At 48.9% G+C, this 12,608-nt stretch carries 7 protein-coding genes; 6 read left to right on the plus strand and 1 reads right to left on the minus strand.

Translation table 11 applies throughout. The features are described 5' to 3' along the window. Nucleotides 1-158: 158 nt before the first annotated feature. The 6 genes from ptsP to ACQY6I_RS21350 all read left to right on the plus strand — a co-directional run bounded on the left by ptsP (nucleotide 159) and on the right by ACQY6I_RS21350 (nucleotide 11,229). Nucleotides 159-2,735 carry a phosphoenolpyruvate--protein phosphotransferase gene (ptsP, locus tag ACQY6I_RS21325; RefSeq protein ID WP_428243540.1) on the plus strand — a complete coding sequence of 859 codons (2,577 nt, stop codon included), beginning with the start codon at nucleotides 159-161 and terminating at the stop codon, nucleotides 2,733-2,735. A 20-nt stretch (nucleotides 2,736-2,755) separates the two neighbouring features. Continuing rightward, nucleotides 2,756-4,642 carry a PTS glucose transporter subunit IIBC gene (gene ptsG, locus ACQY6I_RS21330; protein ID WP_428243541.1) on the plus strand — a complete coding sequence of 629 codons (1,887 nt, stop codon included), beginning with the start codon at nucleotides 2,756-2,758 and terminating at the stop codon, nucleotides 4,640-4,642. A gap of 357 nt (nucleotides 4,643-4,999) precedes the next feature. Further along, on the plus strand, nucleotides 5,000-6,118 hold the full coding sequence (moeB, locus tag ACQY6I_RS21335) for a molybdopterin-synthase adenylyltransferase MoeB (protein WP_428243542.1): 1,119 nt from the start codon (nucleotides 5,000-5,002) through the stop codon (nucleotides 6,116-6,118). 210 nt (nucleotides 6,119-6,328) lie between these two features. Continuing rightward, on the plus strand, nucleotides 6,329-9,295 hold the full coding sequence (locus tag ACQY6I_RS21340) for a putative bifunctional diguanylate cyclase/phosphodiesterase (protein WP_428243543.1): 2,967 nt from the start codon (nucleotides 6,329-6,331) through the stop codon (nucleotides 9,293-9,295). A gap of 317 nt (nucleotides 9,296-9,612) precedes the next feature. Next, the gene (locus ACQY6I_RS21345) at nucleotides 9,613-10,167 is read left to right on the plus strand and encodes an acyltransferase (protein WP_428243544.1); all 555 of its coding nucleotides are present in this window, start codon (nucleotides 9,613-9,615) and stop codon (nucleotides 10,165-10,167) included. 24 nt (nucleotides 10,168-10,191) lie between these two features. Further along, nucleotides 10,192-11,229: a glycosyltransferase family 61 protein gene (locus ACQY6I_RS21350; protein ID WP_428243545.1), complete on the plus strand. Its 1,038-nt coding sequence runs from the start codon at nucleotides 10,192-10,194 to the stop codon at nucleotides 11,227-11,229. Here the strand turns inward: ACQY6I_RS21350 and ACQY6I_RS21355 are convergent. Next, a complete protein-coding gene (locus ACQY6I_RS21355; protein ID WP_428243547.1) occupies nucleotides 11,196-12,587 on the minus strand; it encodes an O-antigen ligase family protein in 1,392 nt (463 codons plus the stop codon). The genes ACQY6I_RS21350 and ACQY6I_RS21355 overlap by 34 nt on opposite strands. Between the last annotated feature and the right edge of the window lie 21 nt (nucleotides 12,588-12,608).

Raw genomic sequence — 12,608 nt, forward strand, 5'->3', positions numbered from 1 at the left:
ACATCGAAATGTAACAGACTCTAACAAAAGGCCATTATTTCTGTCGCACAGTAAAGTAGAGTAACCTAGCGTAATGCTTGGTTTTTATCTGACCCCGGTCAGCAAAAACGAAACCTGTTGTTGTAACAATGCGCGCCAAAGAACAACAGGAGGGTCCCATGTCGACTCAATCGCTTACCACTTCAGCCGCTCATCAGGCTACGCCCGGACGTCTGGTTATTTATGCACCACTGGCAGGCTCGGTATATCCCCTGGAGCAGGTCCCTGATCCAGTTTTTGCTGAAAAGATGATCGGCGATGGTATCTCCATCGACCCGGTTGACAACGTCTTGCTCGCACCCTTTGACGGTGTGGTACAGCAGCTGCACTCATCCGGACACGCCGTTACGATTAAACATGCCAGCGGACTTGAAGTACTGCTGCATATCGGTATTGATACCGTGCTGTTGAAAGGCAAAGGGTTTAAGCCATTAGTCAGCACCGGGACCGAGGTCTCTAAAGGTACACCACTGATAGAATTCGCAGCTGATGACATTGCCTGCCAGGCCAAAAGTCTGATGACTGAGATTATTCTGGCTAATGGCGAACTGGTGAAACGTCTCCATCAGCCATCCATTGACGATATCGAGGCCATGGCCCCTCTGCTGGAGGTCGAGCTGCAGAACGCCGATACTGGCGAGTCTGAAACAGAAACCGGCGAATGGCTGGCCTCACGACCACTACTGATTCCCAATCCGTCCGGTTTGCATGCCCGTCCCTGCGCGACATTGGTTCAACTGGCCAAACAGTTTAGCGCTCACATCGAACTTGAATGTCATGGCCAGAGAGTCAATGGCCGGAGCCTGACAGCTATTATGGCGCTGAACATACGTCTCGGTGACGCCATCACACTGTTCGCCCGCGGTGCTCAGGCAAGTATCGCACTGGAACAACTCAGTGAAGCCGTACAGTCCGGTCTGGGTGAAGACGTTACCCAGGTCAATACCGCAGCGGCTATCGACTACGACCAGGAACCCTCACTGCTGTTTCCACCATCTGATGACCCAAACCGAATCACTGGCACTTCTGCCTCAGCGGGCTTGGCATTTGGGCGCATTTTTCAGCGTCGCGAAGAACGTTTTGAATATCCTGAGCAGGGTGGTCGGTTTGAGCATGAAATTGTCATGCTGGACCAATGCCTCTATGACGCCCGGTTGCAACTGGTTGAATTGGAACAGCGACTCATCGATGCCGGTCAGCCGGAGCGGGCACAGATTTTTGTCGCCCATCAGGAATTATTGAGCGATCCGGATTTGTATGACCATGCCACTGCCGATGTTCGAGCCGGTAAAAGTGCAGCTTTTGCCTGGCAAACAGCGGTCAACATGCAAGTTAACCGACTCAAAAAACTCAACAACCCTATGCTGGCAGAACGCGCTGCCGATCTGCAGGATGTGGGACGCAGAGTCCTGAAGCTCATCCTGGGATTATCAAATGAGGAACAGGCTCTCCCCGAAAACACCATTTTGGTAGCCGAAGATCTGACACCATCAGATACCGCCAACATCGATCTCAAACAAGTGATCGGCATCTGCACCACTGGTGGTGGCCCAACGTCACACACCGCCATTCTGGCAAGAGCCATGAACCTGCCGGCACTGGCAGGTGTCGAGCGCCGGGTACTGGAACTGGCCAACGGCACCGAAGTGATTCTGGATGCAGATAACGGCAACCTGCAGCTAACCCCAGACAGCAAGGCTCTTGAGGACATCCGCCTTCAACTCGATACCCGCGCCCAACAACATCAGGCCAATTTGGAGCAGGTAGCGTTAGCGGCCACGACCCGCGACGGTCACACCATCGCCGTGGCAGCCAATGCCGGCAGCACTGCAGAAGTCACCAAAGCCATTACGGGTGGAGCCGATGGCATTGGTCTACTGCGTTCCGAGTTTCTGTTTCTTCAATGTGCTACCGCACCCGATGAGGAAGAACAATACCGTATTTATCGCCAGGCTCTGGAAACTCTTCAACCCGGACAGCCGCTGATCGTTCGAACTCTGGATGTCGGCGGTGACAAACCATTGCCATATCTGCCACTGCCGGCCGAAGACAACCCCTTCCTCGGGCAACGGGGAATTCGTATTGGGCTGGATAAACCGTTGCTGTTACGCCAGCAGCTACGTGCCATTTTACGGGCTTCCGAACACGGAGCCATTCATATACTGCTACCGATGATCAGCAGCCTGCACGAACTCCGGCTGACCAAAGAGTTGTTGGAACAGGAGCGCCAGTCTCTGGGCGTTGCCCCTGTTCCTGTCGGCATCATGATTGAAGTGCCATCTGCGGCATTGATGGCGGATGTTCTGGCCGCTGAAGCTGATTTCTTTTCCATCGGTACCAATGACCTGACCCAGTACACCCTCGCCATGGATCGTGGTCATCCAAAGCTGGCACCGTTGATCGATGCTCTGGACCCAGCGGTATTGCGGCTGATCAAACAGACATGCGACGGGGCTCAAAAACACGACAAATGGGTGGGTATTTGTGGTGGCGTCGCTGGTGACCCCCTGGCTACTGCATTACTGGTAGGTCTGGGCGTGACAGAATTATCGGTCAGCATTCCGGTAGTTGCCGACGTAAAAGCCAATATTCGAAACCTCGATTTTAGTGACTGCAGACGACTGGCGGACCAGGCTTTAATGCTTTCGTCCGCTTCTGAAGTGCGTCAGCTGATAACAAACAGTTTCAACAAATAAAATAATCAGGAGCAATCTCTATGAGTGTGTGGAAGCAATCCTTTGCAGTTTTGCAAAAAGTCGGCAAGTCGCTGATGCTACCGGTATCTGTGTTACCGGTCGCCGGCATCCTGCTGGGTATCGGTGGCGCAGACTGGTCCCATCTGGGTGAAGTGCCTCAGCTACTGGCACTGATTCTGAGCGTGATGAAACAGTCCGGTGATGCCGTGTTCGGCAACCTGCCATTGATCTTTGCTATCGGTGTGGCACTGGGCTTTACCAATAATGATGGTGTGTCTGCCCTCGCCGCCACTGTGGGCTATTACGTGATGACGGCTGCAATGAAGGCAATGGGCCCGACCATCGCCGGCAGCATTTATCATATAGACTTACAAACCAACCCTGAGTTGATAGACAAACTGATCAATACCGGGGTACTCGGCGGCATCGTCGCCGGTGGTATTGCGGCGTTTATGTTCAACCGCTTCTTCAATATTAAACTGCCGACCTACCTCGGGTTTTTCGCCGGTAAGCGTTTTGTCCCCATTATCACGGCTTTCGGTGCCATTGTGGCAGCTGTGATATTAACCATTATCTGGCCACCGATTGGCAATTTGATCAATTCATTTTCTGACTGGGCGGCGTATCAGAATCCGGCCCTGGCATTTGGCATCTATGGCGTGGTTGAGCGTTCACTGATTCCGTTTGGACTGCATCATATCTGGAATGTACCGTTCTTTTTCGAAGCCGGTGCGGTTTGTCAGGTAGGTCATGATTTAATCAATGGCGTGGCCGACAAAGCAGCCTGTACCGCCCAGGGCGGACAATGGATTACCGGTGAAATTCAACGCTACCTGGCAGGTGATCCAACTGCAGGAAACATGGCCGGCGGCTATCTGTTCAAAATGTGGGGACTGCCTGCTGCAGCCATCGCCATGTGGCATACCGCTAAACCCGAAAATCGTGTCAAAATCGGTGGCATCATGGTTTCCGCCGCACTGACCAGCTTTTTGACTGGGATTACCGAGCCTATTGAGTTCGCCTTCCTGTTCGTAGCACCGGTATTGTATGTCATTCATGCCATTCTGGCCGGCCTGGCATTTCCGATCACTATTCTGCTGGACATGAAACACGGCATGACCTTCAGTCATGGTGGTATCGACTTCTTCCTGTTCAGCCACCTGTCTCATAACTTCCTGATGTTCTTTGTAGTAGGCCCTGCTTATGCACTGGTTTATTACACAGTGTTCCGTGTCGCCATCGTTAAACTGGACCTGAAAACACCCGGCCGGGAAGATGAAGTTGCTCTGGTCTCTGTGCAGACAACCACTGGAAACGTGGCGGACGATGACCGTGTTGGGCAGATTATTCTGGCGTTCGGTGGTGCCTCCAACCTGAAAACCGTCGATAACTGTATTACCCGCTTACGCATGGAAGTGCATCAGACTGACAAGGTCAATGCTGATCGGCTGAAAGCCTTGGGCGCAACCGGTGTGATTAAGGTTGGGAACGGGATCCAGGCCATCTTTGGTACTGAAGCCGATAACTTGCGTACTTCGATTGACCAATACCTGGCATCCGGTAAAGCGCCTGAACTGGATGCACCAATGGCAGCTCCCGTCAGCCAGGCTGCTGCGGCTCCAGTTGCACAACAGAGCACGGTCGCGGGAGTATCCGATGAACAACGCTCCCTGGCCAACCGTCTGATCACCCTGTTGGGTGGCAAAGACAACATTCAGGACTGCCTGGCCTGTGCCACCAGCCGCTTACGTCTGGAATTGAAAGACCAAGTCAAATGGGACGAAGCTGAGCTGCGTAACGCCGGGGTTAAACGGGTGATGCGTATCAACGAAACCGTTGTACACCTGTTACTTGGCGATCAGGCCAGCGCCACAGAACAAGCCATGAAAGAACAGTTGGCTGGTTAAACAAATAGCCGGAGGCGATGGCCCAATCACCTCCGGCACATCGAATATGTTCGTCGTTATGACTCTTTGCCGCCTTCTGGGCGGCTTTTTTATATCCAGGGAAGGATGGTATCCCCTGAGCGCATGGATGCGCAGAAAGGGGGTATATCCAGGGAAGGATGGTATCCCCTGGGCGCATGGATGGGCAGAAAATTGCTCCTGCATAGTCACTGCATAACCACCATCCCTGGCGGCCAGTCTTTTTAACGGGTTGAGAATACTCGCAAGAAACAGTCTGAAGGGATGGGTCGCCAACTGTAGTTCGATTAAACTGCTGCACTCTATGTCCAGTCTCTTTTCGTTCAGCAGGATCTCCGCATGTTTACAGCACAGGAACTCAGCCGATACAGCCGCCACCTGACACTCTCTGAATTCGGACTGGAGGGTCAGCGTCGACTTAAAAATGCTCGGGTGTTGCTGGTAGGCGCCGGGGGGCTGGGATCACCTGTCGGTTTGTATCTTGCGGCGGCAGGTGTAGGAACCATCGGCATTGTCGATGCCGATGTGGTAGAAGACAGCAATCTGCAACGGCAGGTACTGTTCACAACTGCAGATATTGGTCAGCCCAAGGCAAATCAGGCCGCGGTACATTTACAACAGCTGAATCCTCACATTACGGTACATTCCCACCACACCCCCCTTAATCGCCATAATGCGATGACATTGATTGCAAACTATGATCTGGTCGTCGATGGATCAGATAATTTCCCAACCCGTTATCTGGTCAACGATGCCTGTGTTCTGCTGGATAAGCCCTACGTTTATGGCAGCATCTATCAATTTGAGGGGCAGGCGAGCGTCTTTCATCATGCTGATGGCCCGTGTTATCGGTGTCTGTTTCCCGAACCACCCACTCCGGGACAGATGCCATCCTGCTCCGAGGCCGGTGTACTGGGGGTGTTACCAGCTATGATCGCGACGATACAAACGACTGAAACCATCAAGCTGATCACTGGAATCGGCCAGACGCTCAGTGGACGCTTATTGCAATACCATGCTCTGGACATGCGTTTTGACGAACTCACTCTCAGCCGGGATCCGCTATGTCCGATATGTGGTGACCAGCCCGTCATGACCGAACTGATAGATTATGAAGCCTTTTGCGGGATACAACCGACAGTCCCGCTGATATCGGCGACTGAACTCGCGACCCTGCTAGAGAACACCCCGGATATTCAACTGATCGATGTGCGGGAGCCATACGAGCGGGAAATCTGTCAAATTCGCAATAGTCGCCTCATTCCTCTCGATAAACTGGTCGATCACTACGATGAATTGGTTGGCAACCGAATGATTGTATGCATCTGCAAAAGTGGCAGTCGTTCTGCAACAGCAACACGCCAGCTTCAAGCCGCCGGTTGCGCACAGGTTTATAGCCTGGAAGGTGGAATACTGGCCTGGATGCAACAGGTAGACCCGACATTAACGCATTACTAACTCCCATCGCACGACGTTGCACCTCAATTTCTCTGGTCTATACTCAAAAATGAATGTTTGTATGTCGTTTGTCCTTGAAAAAGCAGTAACTCTAAAAGCCTGACTTGGCAATCGATCGGGATGGAGCATTGAATTATCATGATTAAGGGAATGTCCTCATGGGCGCACACCTGATCAAAGGCTTAGTCACCATTCACGTCGGCTATGTCCTTGATTGACAGCATCAAAAGTCGGATACGGTACAAACTGATCGCCATTGGTATCGTCTTGATGGCGATGATTGTTGTGCCGGGCAGCATCAGCATCAGTTACTTACTCAGTATCCGCCAGGGAGTGGCCACAACCAAACTGACTGGCCCTCTTCATATCTCAGTGCTGGAAGCGTCTGACGCCAGTCAGCATCTGATTGAAGTTCTTCAGGGGCTGGTATCCGTTTGTCATCTGAATATGACCACTGAAATTAATACCAATCAGGCACTATTTCCTGTTATCAACGAACCGAACAAAGCCTATACAGTACTCGATGAGCTGTATGAACAGGCTCTCAAAAACCACTTTGACCAGTTATCTGAACAGATCCATTCCGCCAAGGAAACCATGTTTGAGACCCATCAGCAAATGCAGCAAAACTGCACACAGCTGATGGGTCTGCGTCAGGATTACTATAACCAGCAGCAGCAGGTAATGGCCGACGTAGAGGAACTGATCAATCTACTGGACAGCCTCATCAGGCAGTTTGACGGCTATGTGGGTACATACCGTATTCCTGACATCAATAACCTGAGCGATACAGAAGTTCGGCGCGCACTCAATGAAGTCATGTTTGATGTCTGGCCAACACTGCGCGGGCTCTACCATCTCAGAGATCTCGCTGACCGTTTGAGAGATTCATTAAACCGGCCCCATGCCGGAATACTGTTACAACAATCTCTGGAAAAGCAGATGTCGATGGTAATGCTCATTAGAACCTCAATGAGCCGGACTTTTACACGCCTGCAGATAGCGCAGAAACAGGATGAAGCCAATCATTTATCCACACTCATCAGAGCCATCAATACCGGTTTATCTGGAAACCGGGGACTCACGGAAACCTATGCGCAAATAACTCAGGTCAATGAGAATCTGAACCAGCTCAGCGACCGTCTGCAGATTGCGATTAACCAGCTGCGGGAGGTCCTTGACGGTGTCACTGTCCGTGCAGCCAAGATTAATTCCCAGGCTCAGGCAGCCATGGATGTAGCAACTTATCAGGCCTCTCTGGTACTGGGGTTTCTGACCATTTTCGTATCATCATTGGCACTACTGACCCTGTTATTATTTGGTAGAAGTCTTAGCCGGCGAATCGAGCTTCTGACGGGTTACACCACAAGCCTGATCGAGCTGGAGACACAGCCACAACCCGTTCCGGAAAAACTGACCCAATCCAGCGACGAGCTGGGTATGCTGGCGCAGACATTTGATCAGCTGATGCAGAACCTGTTTGTTGCCCGTGAACATCTGCTGGAAGAATCACGCAGTCAGATCCAGCTGCAAAATCAACGCATGATGATCATCCTGGAGAACGCCCCTTACGGTCTATGTTTGTGTGATAAGGAAGAACGTATACTGCTGGCCAATCACCAGCTCATATCGTTTTATCATCTTCCTGAACAACTGATTCAGCATGACACGTCGTGGCCCGACATTGTCCGGTATCTCCGAAAACAAGGAGTTCGCATCGAAGCGGCCACGGACAACAACCCACACATATTTGACCCGATTATGGCCGGTGCCCAACTACAATCGGTAAACCTGGCCGACGGTCGGATACTGAACATCACTACTATCAAAACTCCCGATGGCGGCTCTATGCTCATCCATGAAGACGTCACCGAACGGCTAAGTCAGCAAGCCAAGATCAGCCACATGGCTCATCACGATGCCTTAACCGGTCTGCCGAACCGGGTATTATTTCGGGAAAATGTCATCGATACGCTGAACCGTGCCCATGACAATCAAAAAATGGCATTGCTATATCTCGATCTCGATCATTTTAAAGCGGTTAACGATACTCTGGGCCATTCAGTGGGAGACTTGCTGTTAATTGAAGCAGCCAACAGGCTTCAGCGTTGCATTAATGACCACGACCTGATTGCTCGCCTGGGGGGTGATGAGTTTGCAGTAATGCTGACTGATAACCCATCCCGCGAAGATGCTCAACAGACCGCTTCAAGGATTATCCACCAACTCGGGCAGTTATACCGTTTGAATCAGCAATCTATTCTGGTCGGTGCTTCCATAGGTATCAGCGTTATACCGGAAGACGGCAACAACCAGGACCAGCTGTTTAAGAACGCAGATCTGGCACTCTATCGTGCTAAACAGGACGGGCGAAACACCTACTGCTTCTTTGAATCTGAAATGGATGCCCTAATGCAGGCTCGCCGGGAGTTGGAGCTGGAGTTACGGTCTGCAATCGAAAAGAGCCAAATGCAACTGGCCTACCAACCAGTCATTAACAGCAAGACTCTGGAAATCGCGGGATTTGAAGCACTGTTAAGATGGCACCATCCTCAGCGAGGGTGGATTTCCCCCTCGGAATTCATACCCGTCGCCGAGGCCAGCGGCCAGATTTGTGACATCGGTGCATGGGTACTGCGGCAGGCCTGCCAGGAAGCCAGTCGGTGGCCGGACCACCTCTGGGTTGCTGTGAACGTCTCTCCTGTACAGTTCAAACACCGCGACCTGATTCAGGACATCCACGCCGCACTACAGGACACACCCATGGCTGCCAGCCGGCTAGAACTGGAAATTACTGAAGGCGTCCTGCTACACAACACCGAATCCACCCTGGCCACCCTCCAATCCATCCATTCCCTTGGGGTGAATATCTCAATGGATGACTTCGGCACCGGCTACTCCAGCCTGAGCTATTTACGGATGTTTAAATTTGACAAGGTCAAAATCGACCAGAGCTTTATCTCCGACTTACATCAGACCCAGGATGCCAGAGCCATGATCGGAGCGATTACCAGCATGTGTGAAAACCTGGGCATCAAAACCACTGCAGAAGGCGTTGAAACCAGAGAACAGCAGGATATTTTGATTCAGCAGAAATGCAGCTTACTGCAAGGATATTTGTTTGGCAGGCCGGTGCTTCAAGCAGAGCTAACCAAGTACATCAGCACAACCGAATAGAAAAGATTAGGAATCCCCTCCACCCCAAATTTTTTTATAGCATTTTTTAGCTATGGTAAATAAACAGATGCAAAACGATTCCATTCCTTGGTCATTCAACGACATCTGAATTAATCTATTCAAAGATCAGTCGTAGACATCTCGTATGAGGCCAACTATTGTACCGGCTAGGCTTTACTGGTCAGCTTCTCCAACGAAACTGAAAAGAGCAGCATCAAAACTAATGATATCAGATCAAATTCAAATCAATTGGTACAGCTAAGATGATAAAGAAACTATTGCGCGCCATTTGTTTCAGGACAGGTAAATTTCAATCATTGTATTTAAAGATTTGCCAGCCTGGGAATGTTGAATATGCACAGTTCGCTAAAAAGTTTGGTCGATTACATTCCATGGGGGATGATTGTCTGATAAACCGAGATGTTCGCATACTAAACCCGGAATATACCCGAATCGGTAATAACGTGTGCTTGTCGTCATGTATTCTGGTTGGCCATAATGGTGCAATAGCCGTTCTCAATAAAGCTTATAACAAAAAACTGGATTCAGTTGGCAAAATTGATATCAAGGACAACGTTTTCATAGGTATTAATGCGATAGTAATGCCAGGAGTCACGATTGGACCCAACGCTTTGGTCGCCGCAGGAGCAGTTGTCACCAAAGACGTTCAGGAGGGCGATATTGTTGCCGGCGTACCTGCACGGGCCATTGGCCGGGTAGATGATCTGGTTCACAAACTGGAAAAAGATACTGAGCAACTCCCGTGGTCTGATATTATAGCCAAGCGTGAAGGTGGCTATGACGCGAAGCTGGAACCACAACTGATAGCTGCCAGAGTAAAACATTTCTTCGAAGAAACAAAACAGGGATAAACGGCATCGTCAAGCATGAGTACTATGGATTTACAACTGGACATTGAAGGTTATAGAGCTGGCGAAAAGAAGCTAATCGCAGCAAAGTCTTATTTAATTGATCGATTCTCACCGGCAACAGAGCACATCCTGTTACCAGCTTACAATATGCCGGCGGGTCATATAGTCATTAAGTATTCAGGTAACATGATTACCTCTGAATCCAATGACATTACGTCAAAACGAAAAACACTTAATAAACTCAAGCGCCTATACCAAAAGACATCAGAAAGTTATGACGGTATTGTGATCGACCTGCGCAGAAATACTCCAGGTAATTGGGCTCATACACTAAATTTCCATATTCCCTTTGCATTCTTTGTGATTGATCAGCTACACAAACATAATATTAAAGACCCATATATTTTTATTCTAAGCGAGAACACTCCCTCTTACATAAAAAATATCTTTGCTCTTTTTGAGCTACCGGTTCAGTTTTCAGACAATACTATTTTGGCAAAACAGGTGGAATTTAATCAGGCTCCATTCGATTGCCTGAGAACGCCAGCTATTCATTGGGTACGTGACCTGATCATTCCACAGAAACCTTATCAACAATTGCAGAACGCTACATACGAACTCCCCAAACGGGTTTTTTTATCCCGGCGCAGCAGCCGTAATATAAGCAATGAAGAAGAGGTAGAAAACTTTCTGTTGCAATATAAATTTGAAAAAATCTATCCTGAAGATTTAACCGTGGAACAACAGCTTCAAATTTTTATGAAAGCCGAAGCCATTATTGCGGTACATGGCGCTGCGATAGGCCCTATGATGTACCGATCACCCGTACAAAAGACCTTGAAGCTACTGGAAATTCTTACCCCGGGCCATATGACAAATTATTATCGAGGCATGGCTGATCAGGTCGGCGTTGAGTGGTGCGGTGTCCGTGGACGGTTAAGTCCTGATCACGTATCAAAGGCATATGACTTTTCTACCAGCTTCTTGGAGTATTCACTAACCAGTTTCGAAGTTTGCACACAAAGCCTTCAGGAAGGACTTGAGTTACTGGCGCTAAGCTGATCAGCGCCAGTTTTATTTCCATGCTGACTTCTCTTTCTATTGGCTTCAACATATCCAAGCAATGCACCGGTCATAAGCAGGGTTAGGTGACTCAATGAAGAGTTAGGAATCAAATCCAGCAAATTGAGCGACAACGCAATGCCTATTCCGATAGAAAATGGAGATATGTATCCCCCTCGCTTAGCAACTCGATACATCGCAAAAATTGGGTAGCATAGCAATCCAAAAAACGCGATATAGCCGACCCACCCCTGCTTACCAAAAAACAAAATCCATGTACCGTCTGTAGTGCTGATATCTCTGCCTGTATACGGATCAAAGACTCTGTTTCTGCCATAGCTTCCCCAACCAAATAGAGGCCTCTCATTCGCTTTCGCCAACAGCATATCTTCATTATCAAAGCGGTACTGAAGACTACCTGCCCGCTCTTCACTATATTGCGAAATCCACCCTGTAAGCTTTTCTGTGGGAATCAAGTCCAGGCTACGCACCATAGGAAATATAAAAACGAACAAGGCAATCATGAAGATCAATTGTATTCTTCTCATTTTTCCGAGAAAGAAAATAGCCCATGCTGCAATAACAGCATATATTAATACACTTAATGACTTACTAAGGACGACAATAGCCAGTAAATATAGAGGGATAAGAACCCCGGTTTTATCAACAGGCTTTTCTTTTTGCTTCCATAGTACACTGGCCGATATGACGGATAACAACATAAAGGCCGCTACATATAAACCATGACCCAAAAAAACTACCGGTCGAAATCCCCCTTGCCTGATCTGCTGCCTCCAATCATGGGGGAAAACACCATAAATAATAGAGTGTAGCCTGGGACTCATCTTAATTTCCCAAAGAATAGGAATAGAATAAATAAGACCGGCAATAACCAGATATTTTAATAAGTCTTTATGAGACTGTTCATCACTTAAAAAATTAAAACCAATTAGAAATGGGATCAGCGTTACGAAAACTGCGATTAACATGCCTGGCGTATCTGTTAGAGGAATACCTCTTTTTACAACAGCGCCATAATACAAAGTATCTCCATTTGCCAATGTTGTCAGTATTGGCGCCAACCACAACAATATTACAAACAACTTCCCGACATTAGAGGTCGGTAAAAACCTAAAATTATGATGCCTTCTGAATAACAGGAAAAATGCCACCAAGGGCGGAACATTTTCTTTGGACAAATCAATAAGAGGAAGTGGTATTGTAGTCTTTAGTGGTAAGAGCAGGTACGGAATAAGCAGAAGTAAAACTGCTGCTTGACTAGCTTTAAATTTACTGGCAATAAAAATGGCCATTACAGGCCACAATAACAATACCGCGTATGCAAAGTAATTTGGCATAAGATTCGCCTATATCTACTA

Origin of the sequence: Gynuella sp. (genome assembly GCF_050297175.1) — a bacterium.
In the GTDB taxonomy this organism is placed as follows: Bacteria; Pseudomonadota; Gammaproteobacteria; order Pseudomonadales; family Natronospirillaceae; genus Gynuella.

Bases quoted from the DNA above. Each gene is read 5' to 3' on its own strand.
- ptsP (WP_428243540.1), top strand. From the start codon at position 159: ATGTCGACTCAATCGCTTACCACTTCAGCCGCTCATCAGGCTACGCCC.
- ACQY6I_RS21350 (WP_428243545.1), top strand. From the start codon at position 10,192: ATGGATTTACAACTGGACATTGAAGGTTATAGAGCTGGCGAAAAGAAG.
- ptsG (WP_428243541.1), top strand. From the start codon at position 2,756: ATGAGTGTGTGGAAGCAATCCTTTGCAGTTTTGCAAAAAGTCGGCAAG.
- ACQY6I_RS21355 (WP_428243547.1), bottom strand. From the start codon at position 12,587: ATGCCAAATTACTTTGCATACGCGGTATTGTTATTGTGGCCTGTAATG.
- moeB (WP_428243542.1), top strand. From the start codon at position 5,000: ATGTTTACAGCACAGGAACTCAGCCGATACAGCCGCCACCTGACACTC.